Origin of the sequence: Pseudomonas sp. SWRI179 (assembly GCF_014268705.1) — a bacterium.
GTDB classification, from domain to species: domain Bacteria; phylum Pseudomonadota; class Gammaproteobacteria; order Pseudomonadales; family Pseudomonadaceae; genus Aquipseudomonas; species Aquipseudomonas zanjanensis.
In genome coordinates this window covers 15,399-29,078 of sequence record NZ_JABWRA010000032.1, presented here as the reverse complement: position 1 = coordinate 29,078, position 13,680 = coordinate 15,399, and the positions used below count along the sequence as shown (strand labels likewise).

Annotated in this window: 14 protein-coding genes; 6 read left to right on the top strand and 8 right to left on the bottom strand. The window is 61.9% G+C overall.

Annotated elements, in window-relative coordinates:
* Positions 1-296 precede the first annotated feature (296 nt).
* The 4 genes from HU767_RS18260 (at position 297) to HU767_RS18245 (ending at position 3,621) form a co-directional block, all read left to right on the top strand.
* Entirely contained in the window at positions 297-1,691 is a 1,395-nt protein-coding gene (locus HU767_RS18260; RefSeq protein ID WP_186706840.1) for a hypothetical protein, read from the top strand.
* An 18-nt stretch (positions 1,692-1,709) separates the two neighbouring features.
* The gene (locus HU767_RS18255; RefSeq protein WP_186706841.1) at positions 1,710-2,081 is read left to right on the top strand and encodes a YcfL family protein; all 372 of its coding nucleotides are present in this window, start codon (positions 1,710-1,712) and stop codon (positions 2,079-2,081) included.
* Between the two features lie 205 nt (positions 2,082-2,286).
* Positions 2,287-2,874: a penicillin-binding protein activator LpoB gene (gene lpoB, locus HU767_RS18250; RefSeq protein ID WP_053126460.1), complete on the top strand. Its 588-nt coding sequence runs from the start codon at positions 2,287-2,289 to the stop codon at positions 2,872-2,874.
* Between the two features lie 3 nt (positions 2,875-2,877).
* Positions 2,878-3,621 carry a penicillin-binding protein activator LpoB gene (locus HU767_RS18245; RefSeq protein WP_186706842.1) on the top strand — a complete coding sequence of 248 codons (744 nt, stop codon included), beginning with the start codon at positions 2,878-2,880 and terminating at the stop codon, positions 3,619-3,621.
* Positions 3,622-3,860: 239 nt separating this feature from the next.
* On the opposite strand, the gene rhtB is transcribed toward HU767_RS18245, so the two are convergent.
* From rhtB to HU767_RS18230, 3 genes are all read right to left on the bottom strand, one after another.
* Entirely contained in the window at positions 3,861-4,493 is a 633-nt protein-coding gene (gene rhtB / locus HU767_RS18240) for a homoserine/homoserine lactone efflux protein (protein WP_186730160.1), read from the bottom strand.
* Between the two features lie 147 nt (positions 4,494-4,640).
* Positions 4,641-5,222 (bottom strand): mechanosensitive ion channel family protein, encoded by a 582-nt coding sequence (locus tag HU767_RS18235; RefSeq protein ID WP_186706844.1) that lies wholly within the window; start codon positions 5,220-5,222, stop codon positions 4,641-4,643.
* Positions 5,222-7,132: an ATP-binding cassette domain-containing protein gene (locus tag HU767_RS18230; RefSeq protein WP_186706845.1), complete on the bottom strand. Its 1,911-nt coding sequence runs from the start codon at positions 7,130-7,132 to the stop codon at positions 5,222-5,224. The genes HU767_RS18235 and HU767_RS18230 overlap by 1 nt, the downstream gene beginning before the upstream one ends.
* A gap of 50 nt (positions 7,133-7,182) precedes the next feature.
* On the opposite strand from HU767_RS18230, the gene HU767_RS18225 reads away from it, so the two are divergent.
* Complete coding sequence (locus HU767_RS18225; RefSeq protein ID WP_186730159.1) at positions 7,183-7,647, top strand: TIGR02444 family protein; 465 nt, start codon at positions 7,183-7,185, stop codon at positions 7,645-7,647.
* Here HU767_RS18225 and HU767_RS18220 read toward each other — a convergent pair.
* Entirely contained in the window at positions 7,644-8,810 is a 1,167-nt protein-coding gene (locus HU767_RS18220) for an AlgP family protein (protein WP_186730158.1), read from the bottom strand. The genes HU767_RS18225 and HU767_RS18220 overlap by 4 nt on opposite strands.
* Positions 8,811-9,001: 191 nt before the next feature.
* On the opposite strand from HU767_RS18220, the gene HU767_RS18215 reads away from it, so the two are divergent.
* Entirely contained in the window at positions 9,002-9,667 is a 666-nt protein-coding gene (locus HU767_RS18215) for an FKBP-type peptidyl-prolyl cis-trans isomerase (protein WP_186730157.1), read from the top strand.
* 58 nt (positions 9,668-9,725) lie between these two features.
* Here the strand turns inward: HU767_RS18215 and HU767_RS18210 are convergent, their stop codons facing one another.
* The 4 genes from HU767_RS18210 to HU767_RS28880 form a co-directional block, all read right to left on the bottom strand.
* Positions 9,726-10,184: an Rsd/AlgQ family anti-sigma factor gene (locus HU767_RS18210; RefSeq protein ID WP_053126475.1), complete on the bottom strand. Its 459-nt coding sequence runs from the start codon at positions 10,182-10,184 to the stop codon at positions 9,726-9,728.
* Between the two features lie 175 nt (positions 10,185-10,359).
* Positions 10,360-10,902 carry a disulfide bond formation protein B gene (locus HU767_RS18205; protein ID WP_186706849.1) on the bottom strand — a complete coding sequence of 181 codons (543 nt, stop codon included), beginning with the start codon at positions 10,900-10,902 and terminating at the stop codon, positions 10,360-10,362.
* A gap of 396 nt (positions 10,903-11,298) precedes the next feature.
* Positions 11,299-12,531 carry a heme biosynthesis protein HemY gene (locus tag HU767_RS18200; RefSeq protein WP_186730156.1) on the bottom strand — a complete coding sequence of 411 codons (1,233 nt, stop codon included), beginning with the start codon at positions 12,529-12,531 and terminating at the stop codon, positions 11,299-11,301.
* The gene (locus HU767_RS28880; RefSeq protein WP_346343477.1) at positions 12,528-13,661 is read right to left on the bottom strand and encodes a uroporphyrinogen-III C-methyltransferase; all 1,134 of its coding nucleotides are present in this window, start codon (positions 13,659-13,661) and stop codon (positions 12,528-12,530) included. Before HU767_RS28880 ends, HU767_RS18200 begins: the two co-directional genes overlap by 4 nt.
* Positions 13,662-13,680: the final 19 nt, after the last annotated feature.

The following is a 13,680-nucleotide window of genomic DNA, read 5'->3' as shown; positions in this document are numbered from 1 at the left end:
TAAGAAGTAACACATTGTTCACTTCCAATGGCTTTGGCTCAAGGGCGGATGTGCCTGGGGAGCCGATTTTCATCGGATTTTCATGCTTTGGAGGTGATGTCACAAAAACAGCATTTCGCAATTGAAAAGCCATTACATAGCCAAGCGCCATGTTTATAATCCCGCGGCCTTCTTATCATTCGATGGCATAAAAGCTCCTCTTTTTATGAGGAACCGACAGCGTTTCGACGCTCGTCCGTGGGATCGCTCCAGCCCGGCCCGCACACCCCCGGCTGCTATCAGGGAAGAAAATGTTCATGGCATCCCGTGCCGTTCTTTCGGTCGCCCTCGGCGCGATCACCTTGTTGTCCGGCTGCTCGGCCTTTCGCAACTACGACAGCGAATTGGCCCAGACCAACCAGCAGCTGGCGTCCGGCAACGTCGACGGCGCGTTGACCCTGCTGGAAAAGAACAACTCCAGTCAGGACAAAGACCTGCTGTATTACTTCGAGAAAGGTGAGCTGCTGCGTGCCAAAGGCGATTTGTCCGGCAGCCAGACCGCCTGGAACAGCGCCGATCAGCAGGTCGGCCAGTGGGAGGATGCGGTCAAGCTCGACACAGCCAAGTACCTGGCCCAGTTCGGCAGCTTCCTGGTCAACGATAAAGTCCGCCGCTACGAAGGCTACGATTACGAAAAGGTCATGCTGACCACGCAGATGGCCCTGAATCTGCTGGCAGTGAATGACTTCGACGGCGCCCGGACCCAGATCAAGAAGACCCACGAACGCGAAGCGGTGATTGCCGACCTGCGGGACAAGGAATACCTCAAGCGCGAGGAAGAAGCCGAGAAACAAGGGGTCAGGACCGAATACAAGGACCTCCAGGGTTACCCGGTGGCCAGCCTCGACGCCCCGGAAGTCGTCGGCCTCAAAAACAGTTACCAAAGCGCGTTCAGCCACTACCTGGCCGGTTTCGTCTACGAAGCCCTGGGTGAAAAGGACCTGGCCGCGCCGGGCTATCGCAAGGCCGCCGAACTGCGCCCCAACACGCCATTGCTGGAGCAGGCCCTGCGCGACCTGGACAAGCCTGCCGCCAAAAGCGATGACAGCGACATCCTGATCGTGGTGCAGAGTGGCCTGGCGCCGTCCCGGGACTCGATCCGCATTCCCCTTCCGCTGCCGATCAGCGGCAACCTGGTCATCACGCCGTTGTCGTTCCCGCTGATCAAGCCTGACACCTCCACAGCCACCTTCGGCCAGATCGGTGTCGATGGCCGCCAGTTGGACCTGACCCAGCTCAACAGCACCACCGCCATGTCGCGCCGAGCCCTGCGCGATGACATGCCGGGCATCATCCTGCGCACCACCGTGCGCGCCATCACCCGTGGCGTGGCGCAAAAACAGATCAACGAAACCAACCCCCTGGCCGGCCTGGCCGTGGGTCTTACCTCGGCGGTACTCGAAGGCGCCGACACCCGGACCTGGCGCACCCTGCCCGACTACACCCAGGTCGTGCGCCTGCGCCTGAAGAAAGGCGAGCACCAGGTCACCCTGCCAAGCGCGGTGGGCGGTTCGGTGGTCAAGGTCACCGTCGACCAGCGCTACCAGGTCATCACGCTACGGGCGGTGGGTAACCAAGTGTTCGCCGGCGGTTTGGCGGCCCAGGTGATACCAAGCGCCAACCCGACCGCCATTGCCCTCAAGCAACCTTAAGAACGGAGTCTTGTTCACATGCGTTTAAAACTGATCGCCGTCGGCGCCCTGGCCTTGCTGGCCGGTTGCGCCACCCCGCCGCCACCGGAGCCGGGCAGCGCCGCCAGCAAGGTCGTGGCGATGGGCAAGACCAAGAACATCGTGGTCGGCGCCATGCGCGTGGCCCGGGAAAACGGCTACATGACCGTCAACGTCCAATTGAGCAACACCAGCTACAACAACAAGACGATGTATTACCGCTTTGCCTGGCTGGGGCCGGAAGGCTTTCCGATCGCCGAAGAAGAAACCTGGAAAAGCCTGACGATGTATGGCGAACAGACCAGTTTCCTGCCGGCCATCGCACCGACACCCAAGGCCGTGGATTTCCGTTTGGAAATCAATACCCCTTGAGCCTGATCCCGGTCGGTCAAGCCAGCACGGACCTGTGGCGAGGGAGCTTGCTCCCGCTGGGCCGCGAAGCGGCCCCAAGATCTTGCGGTCGCTGCGCAGCCGAGCGGGAGCAAGCTCCCTCGCCACAGGGATCGTCGGCACAAGTTCCTTTACCGATCGGCATTGCACCTAAGCCCATATTCATTCAGTTTTCGAGAGCCCCCACATGTTCGTACGCATTTCCTCCCTCGCCCTCGCCGCCCTGCTGGTCAGCGGCTGTGCCAACAACTCGCCGGTCCTGGGCAACAAGAACATCAGCTACGGCGACACCAAGGCCGTGGAAACCGTGACCAACGAGTTCGGCTCCACCGACCTGCAGATGATCGCCGAGTCCATGACCCGCTCCCTGGCCCAGTCCGGCATCCTGCAGGGTCGCCCGGTTGTCCAGGTCTATGACGTGAAGAACAAGACCAGCGAATACATCGACACCCGCGAAATCACCACCAGCATCAAGACCCAGTTGATGAAGACCGGCGCGGCCCGTTTCGCCAGCGACAACACCGCCATGGAAAGCCAGGTCGACCAGCTCAAGCTGCAGAACCAGAGCGGCCTGTACAAGAAAAGCACCGTGGCCAAGACCGGCAACATGATCGCTGCCAAGTACCGCCTCGAGGGCTCCATCAGCTCGATCGTCAAGCGCAGCAGCGACTACAAGGACGTCTTCTACAAATTCAGCCTGCAATTGATCGACGTCGAGAGCGGTCTGGCCGAGTGGATGGACGAAAAAGAAATCCGCAAGACCACGGAGCGCTAAGCCATGCGCACATGGATAGGCATCATGGCCCTGGCCTGCGCATTCAGTGCCCAGGCGGCCCCAAAAGTCGCGGTGACCGACCTGGCGTACCAGGAGCGGGTGGAGGAATACATCCACACCGTTTCGGCGCAAAGCAACTTCCAGGCGAACCCCTACAGCGCCAGCGCTTCCTCGAGCTACGACGAGATGGAAGCCACCAGCAGCTACATCGAGCAGGGCGAACTGCGTAAGTTCACCGGCGACATCAAGGGCGAGATCCTGCGCAGCGGCATGTTTCAGCTGACCCAGGGCACGCCCCACACGGCGGCTTCCACTGGCGACGTGTATGACGTGATCAAGCGCATCAAGGCCGGCAACTTCAAGGGTGCCGACTACGTGCTGTTCGGCACCGTGTCGGACATCGACTTCACCCGCGACATCAACGAGTTGGCCCATACCGACAGCTACTCGGCTGTGCTGGCGTTGACCCTGGTGGCGGACTTCAGCCTGATCAACACCAAGACCTACGAGATCACCTCGGCCTTCACGGCCATGGGCGAAGGCCAGGACACCAAGTTGCTGAACCACCGGGACGCACGCATCAGCCTCAACCGCCCGCGGGTGGTCCGCGAAGTGTCCAAGGCCCTGGGTGAAGACGTGGCGCGGCAACTGAGCGAACAACTCGGCGGCCCGAGCTACGAGCAACCTGGCGAACCGGTACAGCGCAATAACCTGCCTCGGGATACGGCGCCGGTGATCTTGCGCTGAGTCATACCGTCGGGTAGCTGTTTAGCGGCTCTTGTGGCGAGCTAGCTGTTTTAGCTTCTGTGATGAGCTGAATGCTTTTGTGGCGAGGGAGCTTGCTCCCGCTGGGCCGGTCCGACGCTTCGGGCGAAGCGGCCCCAAGATCTTGCGGTCGCTGCGCAACCGAGCGGGAGCAAGCTCCCTCGCCACAAAAGCCCTCTACAAAAGCCAGCCACAAAAGCTACCTCGCCACAGGTTTCGCTTTATGCCGCGGCTTTGCGAATCGTCGCAAGCAAACCCGCCGCGCCAATGAACATACCCGCAAAGGCACGGTTCATCCGCCGCTGTTGTTTCGGTGTGCGCAACAGACGCAGGACTTTCGACGCCAACCCGGTGTACCCGGCCATGACGATGAGATCGACGGCGATCATGGTGACGCCCAGGATCAGGTACTGCTGGATCAACGGCGCATGGGGATTGATGAACTGCGGCAACACCGCCAGCATGAACACCAGCGCCTTGGGGTTGCTGACATTGACCAGGAAACCGCGAAACACCAGCGCCAGGGGCTTACCGATGGGCTGTGGGGCCGCGTCGTCGGTCATGTCGCCGGGAATGGCTCGCCACTGCTTGACCCCCAGGTAGACCAGGTAGGCCACGCCGAACCACTTGATGGCATAGAACGCAGTGGCCGACGCCGTGAGGATCGCGCCAACACCAGCGGCAACGACCACGATTTGCAACGCCAGGCCCAATTGCAGGCCCAAGGCGTTCCAGTAACCGCGCCAAAAGCCATATCGCAGACCGCTGGACATCGATGCAATCGCGCCGGCACCCGGCGAAAGACTGATCACCCAGCACGCAGCGAAAAACGCCAACCATGTTTCCAGCACCATTTCACCCCCCGGCTTGGATTCGTCGAAACGCCTAAGCTAATGCGCCGTCACGTGGTTGACCATCGTTTTTTGCACACGCATTTGAGTCGATGCAAACACCGTGGCGAGGGAGCTCGCTCCCGCTGGGCCGCGTAGCGGCCCTATGCGTTATTCGACGAACCCACCCACCGGAAACGCCTCACTGCCGCGCCAGCGCCGTACCGAACGCTGGAAGAACAGGCTGTTGGGCACTTGCACCATCGCGCTGCCGGTGCCGAGTTCCTCGGGTTCGATCAGCGTGGTGTACAGCAGATTGATTGCCACCACGCGCCCCTTGATACCGGGCTTGTCGGTGCTATCCACCAACTCGACCACATCGCCCAGGCGAAAGGGTCCCACGGTGTAGATCAAAACGGCGCAGAACAGGTTGGACAGCACGCTCCAGATGGCGAAGAACGCCACCGCTGCCACCGCGACAAAGCCCGACAGCGCCGTCCACAGCACCGTGGCCGAGACACCCAGGCGTTCGAGCACCACCAGCACCGCAGTGCCCATGATCAGCCAGCGCAGCACGCCCCGCAGGATAATCACCAGTTGGGGTGGGAGCGGGTAACGCTCACCCAGGCCCGTGAGCGCACGCGCGACGAAGCGCTGCGAGACATAACCGGCCACCAGGATCAGCAGGATTTGCACACCGAGCCAGATCGGCTCGATCCACATGACAGGGACAGGCAACGCCAACGCTTCCATCAGGACAACGCCTCCAGCTCCGCTTGCAGGTTTTCCAGCAATTCCAGCGCTTGCATCCAAGCCTCCTCGAGCTCCGCTTCCCGGACCTTCAGCTTGGCCTGTTCGGCCAGCAGGTCACGCAACTCATCCTTGCGCGCTGCCTCGTAGAGACCACTGTCGCCCAGGCTGGTTTCGATTTTCTGCAGTTTTTCGTGCAGCTTGCCCAGCTCGGCTTCGAGCTTGTCGGCCTCGCGCTTGTGCGGCGCCAGTTGCTGGCGCAGTGCGGCGGCGGCCTGGCGCTGGGCTTTCTTGTCGGTCTTGTCCGGGTTGACCGGTGTGCTGCTGACCGGCGCGTTGCGCTGGCGGTACTCCACCAGCCAACGGGCGTAGTCCTCCAGGTCACCGTCGAACTCCTCGACCTTGCCATCGGCGACCAGGAAGAAGTTATCCGTGGTGCTCTTGAGCAAATGCCGATCGTGGGACACCACCAGCACCGCGCCACTGAATTCCTGCAAGGCCATGGTCAGGGCCAGGCGCATTTCCAGGTCCAGGTGGTTGGTCGGTTCGTCGAGCAGCAACAGGTTCGGCCGGCCCCAGGCGATCAACGCCAGCGCCAGGCGGGCCTTTTCGCCACCGGAGAAATTCAACACCGGCTCGTCGATGCGCGCCCCGCGGAAATCGAAACCGCCGAGGAAATCGCGCAGGGTCTGCTCACGCTCGGTCGGCGCCAACCGTTGCAGGTGCAACAGTGGGCTGGCCTTGGAATCCAGGGAGTCGAGCTGGTGTTGGGCGAAGTAGCCGACGACGGTGTTTTCACCTCGGGTCAGGCGCCCGGCCAGAGGCTCGAGTTCGCCGGAAAGGTTTTTGATCAGGGTCGACTTACCGGCACCGTTGGGGCCCAGCAGGCCGATCCGCGCACCGGGGGTCAGTTGCAGCTTGACCTTCTCCAGCACGGTCTTGTCGCCGTAGCCCAGGCGTGCGTCGGACAGGTCGATCAACGGGCTGGAGATCTTGGTCGATTCGCGGAAGACAAAATCGAACGGTGAATCGACGTGGGCCGCCGACAGCTCTTCCATCCGCTCCAGCGCCTTGATCCGGCTCTGGGCCTGGCGTGCCTTGGTGGCCTGGGCCTTGAAGCGGGCGATGTAGCTTTCCATGTGCGCACGTTGCGCCTGTTGCTTCTCATAGGCTTGCTGTTGCTGGGCCAGGCGTTCGGCACGGGCGCGCTCGAAGGCGCTGTAGCCGCCACGGTACAAGGTGAGCTTGCGCTGGTCGACATGGGCCACGTGATCCACCACCGCATCGAGGAAATCACGGTCGTGGGAAATCAACAGCAGCGTGCCCGGGTAGCTCTTGAGCCAGTCTTCGAGCCAGATGATGGCGTCGAGGTCCAAGTGGTTGGTCGGTTCATCGAGCAACAACAGGTCCGAAGGGCACATCAACGCCTGCGCCAGGTTCAGGCGCATCCGCCAGCCGCCGGAGAAATCCCCGACCTGACGGTCCATCTGTTCATTGGTGAAACCCAGGCCGGCGAGCAATTTACGCGCGCGGGCATCGGCGGTGTAGCCATCGGCACTGTCGAGTTCCGAATGCAGGCGGGCCTGTGCGGCACCGTCGTGGGCCGCTTCCGCCGCCGCCAGGTCACGTTGCACCTGGCGCAGGCGCAGGTCGCCATCGAGCACGTAGTCCACCGCCAGGCGCTCGAGGGTGTCGACCTCCTGGCGCATGTGGGCGATGCGCCAATCGGCCGGCAGCAGGCAATCGCCCGAGTCCGGGTGCAGCTCGCCTCGCAGCAAGGCGAACAGGCTCGATTTGCCGGCACCGTTGGCACCGATGAGGCCGGCTTTGTGGCCGGCGTGCAGGGTCAGCTCGGCGTCTTCTAGCAGACGTTGCGGGCCACGCTGTAAAGTCAGGTTCTGAAGTCGGATCATAATGGCGGCGGAGTCTACCAGCTTCGCTCGCAACTGGCGCGAGTAGCACGATGTCCCCTGACCTGTGGAGTTTTTCCCTCGACCTCTATGCCAAGCCTGGCGTAGAGCCTGCGTGCCTGGCGGCACAAGACGCCGGCGCCAACGTCTGCCTGCTGCTTTGTGGCCTGTGGCTGGCGCAGCGCGGCGTGGCCTGCAATGAACACCGGCTGCAGCGACTTCGACAAATGGCCGAGCCGTGGGAGACCGAGGTGGTGCGGCCACTGCGTACGCTTCGCAACCAATGGAAAGCCGGCGCCCTTCAGGACACGGCACTCAATGGCCTGCGCGAACAGGTCAAGCAGCTGGAGTTGGCCGCCGAACGGCGATTGTTGGAGAGATTGGAAGCGCTGGCCAAGGATTGGCCGGGGGCACAACAGAACGATTCAGCGCAATGGCTGCAAGGGCTGGCGGCGAATGCCGGACCCGCGAGCCGCGACGCGCTGCATCAACTGCGCGTCGCGGTGTCCGGCACTTAGGAAGCGCTGGTTGGGGTGCTGCTGGTGGTCGGCGCAACGGCAGCTGGGCTGGTCGCCGCGGCCGGAGTGCTGGCGGTTGGCGCAGGTGCCGCGGTCGGAGCCGGAGCCGATGTTGCGGGCTTGGCGGCTGGCGCAGTCGCAGGTTTTGCAGCGGCTGGTTTTTTCACGGCCGGTTTCGCGGCGGGCTTGGCAGCAACTGGTTTCGCGGCGGCTGGCTTGGCAGCCGTTGGCTTCGCAACTGCAGGCTTGGCCGCGGCCGGTTTGGCAGCGGGTTTAGCCGCGGCTTTGGCAGGGGCTTTGGCAGCGACTGGCTTGGCAGCGGTTTTTGCAGCGGGCTTGGCCGCAGCCGTTTTGGTTGCCGCAGGCTTCGCTGCCGGTTTGGCAGCAGGCTTGGTGGCAGCCGGTTTTGCAGTGGCTTTTACCGGCGCTTTGGCAGCCGGTTTAGCGGCGGCTGTTTTAGCGGCAGGTTTGGCGACAGCTTTTGCCGCTGGCTTGGCGGCAGGTTTAGCAGCCGCTTTTACAGCAGGCTTGGCAGCCGCAGGTTTAGCGGCCGCCGTTTTTGCAGCGGGCTTGGCAGCCGCCTTGACGACTGGTTTTTTCGCCGCAGGTTTTGCAGCGCTGGCAGCGACGGGTTTGGCAGCCGGCTTGCTGGCGGCTTTGGTCGGTGCTTTGGCGGCAGGCTTGGCAGCGACTTTGGCCGGTGCTTTTGCCACGGCGGGTTTAGCCGCCGGCTTCTTGGCCGATACAGCGGCAGGCTTGGCAGCACGAAGCGACAGCGCCTTGCCCGCGGCTTCTTGCACGCGACCGACGCCCTGGGCCAGTTTCAGGCTTTCCTGGGCATCACGCTTGAGTTGCAGAATGTAGGCGCGGGTTTCGGACTGACGATCCTTCAAGGCATCGAGCAAGTCTTCGAGCTCTTTCACGACGTCTTTAGCCTTGGCTTGGGCCTTGGCCTTGCCAGCGGTGGCTGCGTCTTGCAGTTTGGTGCGCGACTTGTGCAGTTTTTCCTGCGCCTTGCCGCGTTGCTTTTCCAGTTTGGCGAGCAGTTTTTCAGCATCAGCCAGCGCTTGGGAGCAGGCATTTTCCAGATGTTCGAGCAGGCTGCCCGAGAGTTGTTGGAGCAAGTGCAACGGAGTGTTTACAGGCTTCTTGGTGGCCGACATGGTTTACCTCCTGACTGACGTGAGTGCGGCTCATACTAGACCTCTGCTGCAACCGCCGCTAGGGCATGTTGACAGTACACAAGACGTTGCGTTGCAAGGGAGGAAAAATCTTCTGCGCCAGTGCCTTGGCAATCCACCTCTACAGATATCGGCACTGGCATAATTCCTCGATTCGAGGCCGGAGAGCACACATGTCGCGTCACCTGTTTTTACTCCTGTGCATGGCTTGCGCCACGGTCCAGGCCGCTGAAAAAACCAGCGCAAACGATGCCCACGATTTGGCTTACAGCCTGGGCGCCAGCCTCGGCGAACGCCTGCGCCAGGACGTGCCGGACCTGCAGATCAAAGCCTTGGTTGAAGGTTTGCAACAGGCCTACCTGGGCAAGCCGCTGGCGCTCAAGGATGAACGCATCGAACAAATCCTGGCCGAGCATCAGGCGCAACTGAACGCGCCTTCGACAACGCCGCAGACCGAAGCCGCATTGAAAACCGAGCAACAATTTCTCGTCGAAGAAAAGAACCGACCCGGCGTCCAGCAACTGGCAGACGGCATCCTGCTGACCGAAATCAAGCCAGGCCATGGCGCGAAGGCCGGCCCTCATGGCAAGGTCCAGGTGCTGTATACCGGTCGACTGCCGGACGGCTCCGTATTCGATTCCAACCGCCAGGCACAATGGTTCAACCTCGACAGTGTGATTGACGGTTGGCGCAGTGCATTGCCGCAAATGCCGGTCGGCGCGAAATGGCGACTGGTGATTCCGTCGTCCCTGGCCTATGGCGCTGAAGGGGCCGGGGATGTGATCCCGCCGTACACGCCATTGGTGTTTGAGATCGAGTTGCTGGGCGCGACGACCTGACGTTGACCCCATAAAAAACGGTGCGCAATGCGCACCGTTTTTTCATGACCGCGAGCCCTCAGGCCTGGACGGTATCTTCTTCCTTGTGAGCGTTGTGCAGCACTTCGATCAGGCAGTCTTCCAATTCGAAACGCTCGTGCAGCAAGCCGCCCAGCTCCTTGAATTTTTCCGCTACACACTTGCCTTCATCGCACAGGTCGTTGAACGCCAGCAACTTCTCGGTGATGACATCGATGCGCGGGTAAATCGTCTCGGCCAATTCCAGGCCGCGCTTGTCGTTGAAGGCCTTGGCCTCGCCCGTCAGTTGTTCATAGATCTCGAAATGACCGGCAGACACATAGTCGACCAGCACACCGCAGAACTCTTGCAAGGGTTTGCGGCTTTCGCTCAGGGCTTCAGGCTTGTCGCCAAGATCATCGTAGGCCCGAATCAGTTCGCGACGCTCTTGCAGCCAGCGATCGATCAACAGATGCACCCCACCCCAGCGTTCCTGAGCATTCTGACAACTTTCGAGCATGGTGATTTCTTCCCTTGTGAGTCATGCCCCTCGCAGCCTGTGCACGCCTGATGGAACAGGGACAAGCCAGACACAACATGATCGAGCGGCACAATTCCAATAACACGTGCGGGCCAGATTATGCCCGCACGACAACGGCTTCAAGGTACGCAGGAGATAAAGTTCATACAAGTGTTTAATCCACGGCCCGGACCAACTGCGACGTCTCGCCGCTGAGCGGTTGTACCAGAGCACTCCAGGCAAGGCGCAGCAGCAGATAGGTCATCACGCTGGACACCGCAAGAAAAAACAACAAGCTCCACTCGGGGATGCTCATGTCGAACAACGTCCAAGTGATATTCGCGCAGTCGACGGTGCCATCAAAGATACGATGCAATGCGCACCACCACGAATCCATCAGCTTGGGCTGGGCAACACAATCAGCAAACGGCTCGAACGAATCGCTTTGCATCAAGACCTGACGCCAGGCCAGGGTCATTCCCCCCGCTACAAAAACCAGCCCTGCCGTACCGTAGAAGAGCGTGCCTCTTTGACCTGGACCCTGCACGCAGGCCACGAGACTGTTCACCAGGAACAGCATCAGGCACAACCGCTGCAAGACACACAGGCTGCAAGGCGCCAGGCCGACCGAATATTCCAGATACGTGCTGATGCCCAAAGCCAGGGCGGCGGCGATGGAAGCCATGAGAAACAAGAAACGTGAGCTGGCCAAAGACATGGCGATTCCGTAACAGAAGAGACAAGCTGTTACGGTAGAGGAAAGCCCTCGGGCCTTTCAAGACAGCCTCGCGCAGACACTTCACCGGGGGTGTAGGGAATTCCCGACAGGCCGAGGAGGATACGGCGCGATGGGCTGTAGGACTTTACTGATGGTATGACCAAAGCCCCGAAACCGTATTCGCAACCACGCATTTAAGGTTCATCAACCCGTGGCGAGGGAGCTTGCTCCCGCTGGGCTGCGCAGCAGCCCCAAAGCCATTCAACACGGTGCATCAGGAAAACAGTGAGCAGGTTTTTTACGACTGCTGCGCAGCCGAGCGGGAGCAAGCTCCCTCGCCACGATGGTTCATACCCTTTTCAAGAATGGGTCATATCCCTCTCAAGTGGACAACACCTAAGCCGGAACCGGCAGCGGCGCAGCCAGCAGGCGCTCATCCAACAACCCCAACCCCTCTTGGAACAACTGGTTGCTGCGCTCGGCATCCCCCAGTTGCGCCAGCAGGCGCGCCAGTTCGGCGCAGGCTTCGGGATTGCGCTGGGCCCGCAAACTGCTTTCCAGGTAATCCCGCGCCTTGCCCCACAAGCTGTTCTGCAGGCATAGGCGCCCCAGGGTCAGCAGCAGGCTTGGATCGGCCGGGTGGTCCTTGAGCCAGCCCTCGGCCGTTTGCAGTTGGCGGATCGGATCGTTGCCACGAACCAGCCCATATAGACGCGCCAGGTGGCTGTCGTAATGACGCTTGAGCGCGCCGCGCAGCACCTCTTCGGCTTCGACCTGAGCGCCCAACTGACGCAGTTGCTCGGCATAGGCCAATACCAACGCCGGTTCCTGGCGCTGCGCGGAGGTCAGCTGTTGCCAGGCCCGATTGAGCGACTGCAAACCGACACTGCCGTCCTCTTCACGGTGGGCCGCCAGGGTGAGGTTTTCGCCCCAGGCACGCCGTTCCAGTTCAGCCAATTCAGCCGGCGGCAGGACTTTATCCTTGCGCAACTCCGGCAACAGCCGGATCACCGCCGACCAGTCGCCGCGCTGCTGATGCAGTCGCTGCAATTGGCGCAGGGCCTGGACGTTATGGGGATGACGCTCATGCATGGCCTGCAGCGTGCTCAATGCCCCGTCCGTGTCGCCCCGGTCCGTCTGCAGTTGCGCGTGCGTCAGGGCAATGGCCAGCTCCGCCTGGGGCTGACGCTCCAGGGCGCGCTCCAGCAAACTGTCGCTCTGTTCGTAAAGACCTTGTTCGTTAGCCGCGCGGGCAGCACCCAGGTAATACAGCAGCGGTTGGCGCTCGGCTTCGGCGGCACGGTGCAGGTGGCGCTGGGCACTGGCCCAGCGACCTTCGGCCAGGTCCAACTGGCCGTGTTCGATCGCCACTTGCACCCGACGGCTGCGGTTGCGCCGCGACCACGGGTTGACTACGCCGCTGGACGTGGTCACCAGCCCGATCAGGAATCTCAGGCCTCGCCACACCAGCCAGAGCACCGCCACCAGCGCCAGGGTGACCCACAGGCCGGCTTCATAACGGAAGTTCTTGTACGCCACCAGCACGTAACCCGAATGCTCGGCAATCGCCACGCCCAGCAAGCCGGCGGCGGCGATGACCACGAACAGAATCACGTAGAGACGTTTCATGGCGTGGCCTCCTGCGCGCCAGGCGCGGGCAGCGGCTTGACCGATTCCTCGGCATTGAGGTTGCGGCGCTCAAGGTAGGCCTGGACGCTGCTCAGCGTGCCGGTCAGGTCCGGGGTGACCACCGTCACCGGTTGCTTGGACAGCTCACCCACGCGCTCGAGCATGATTTTGCTTTGTGGGTTGTCCTGGTTGAAGTTGTTCTTCAACACATCCCGCGCCTCGGTCAGCGCCTGGGTGTAGACCGGCGCCTGGCCGTTGAGGGCGGCCCATTGCGCCTGCTCCAGCGCCAGGCTCAGGGCCAGGCGCACCTGCACGAGGCTTTGCCCGGCCAGCAGCGGACGGACGTTCTCGTCCGCATTGAAATCGATGCGGATATAGCGCGAAATCTGGTCCCACCACTGCGCCCACCGGCTGGCACCATCGCCATCGGCGGTCAGGCCCAGCAGCGATTCGCCGCGATCCTTGTACTCGGGTGCCAGTTCGGTCAGTTGCAGCACCTGGTCACGCAAGGCGCCCAGTTGCAGGAACAGCCCGGTGCGATCCGGTTGTTCGGTGCTGCGCAGCGCAGCGAGGGTCTTGGCCAATTGCTCGCGGGCGGCGAACGAACCAGGGTCGTTCTGCTCCCGCAGGATTTCGTCAGCGCCCTGGACCAGCGCCTGGGCACTGTTGATGTCTTGCAGGGCGGAAAGACGCAGGCTCGCTAGGCGCAACAGGTGCTCGGCCTCTGCCAGGCGCCAGTCCTTGCGGCTGGCACCGAGCACGGTTTCCAGGCGCTGATTCAAGTGTTGTTGGTCACTCTGCAACTGGGCCACCAGGCGCCGCCGCTCCTCCAACTCTTCAGCCGGGGGCAATTGCGCCAGGCGCTCGCTCAGGCGTTGCTCGTTGAGCTTGAGGGCCTGGGCCTGGTCGTTCAGCGCCTGGACCTGGGCGGACTGCTGCTGGTTATTGGTTTGCAGGTGACGCACCTGCCATACACCCCAGCCGCCAACGGCTACGCCGGCAGCACCGAGCAACAGTGCAACAACGGCCAGCCCGTTGCCACGACGCGGCGCTACGGGAGGCGGGGTTTCAACCGGCGCATCGATCGCTGGCTGGTCTAGATCTTCTTTTGGCAAGGCTGTTTCGCTCACGTATCCATCCTTTGCATTA

Coding starts and splice junctions, on each gene's coding strand:
- lpoB (WP_053126460.1), top strand. CDS start 2,287: ATGTTCGTACGCATTTCCTCCCTCGCCCTCGCCGCCCTGCTGGTCAGC.
- HU767_RS18225 (WP_186730159.1), top strand. CDS start 7,183: ATGTCCCCTGACCTGTGGAGTTTTTCCCTCGACCTCTATGCCAAGCCT.
- HU767_RS18255 (WP_186706841.1), top strand. CDS start 1,710: ATGCGTTTAAAACTGATCGCCGTCGGCGCCCTGGCCTTGCTGGCCGGT.
- rhtB (WP_186730160.1), bottom strand. CDS start 4,493: ATGGTGCTGGAAACATGGTTGGCGTTTTTCGCTGCGTGCTGGGTGATC.
- HU767_RS18235 (WP_186706844.1), bottom strand. CDS start 5,222: ATGGAAGCGTTGGCGTTGCCTGTCCCTGTCATGTGGATCGAGCCGATC.
- HU767_RS18230 (WP_186706845.1), bottom strand. CDS start 7,132: ATGATCCGACTTCAGAACCTGACTTTACAGCGTGGCCCGCAACGTCTG.
- HU767_RS18245 (WP_186706842.1), top strand. CDS start 2,878: ATGCGCACATGGATAGGCATCATGGCCCTGGCCTGCGCATTCAGTGCC.
- HU767_RS18205 (WP_186706849.1), bottom strand. CDS start 10,902: ATGTCTTTGGCCAGCTCACGTTTCTTGTTTCTCATGGCTTCCATCGCC.
- HU767_RS18210 (WP_053126475.1), bottom strand. CDS start 10,184: ATGCTCGAAAGTTGTCAGAATGCTCAGGAACGCTGGGGTGGGGTGCAT.
- HU767_RS18260 (WP_186706840.1), top strand. CDS start 297: ATGGCATCCCGTGCCGTTCTTTCGGTCGCCCTCGGCGCGATCACCTTG.
- HU767_RS18220 (WP_186730158.1), bottom strand. CDS start 8,810: ATGTCGGCCACCAAGAAGCCTGTAAACACTCCGTTGCACTTGCTCCAA.
- HU767_RS18215 (WP_186730157.1), top strand. CDS start 9,002: ATGTCGCGTCACCTGTTTTTACTCCTGTGCATGGCTTGCGCCACGGTC.
- HU767_RS18200 (WP_186730156.1), bottom strand. CDS start 12,531: ATGAAACGTCTCTACGTGATTCTGTTCGTGGTCATCGCCGCCGCCGGC.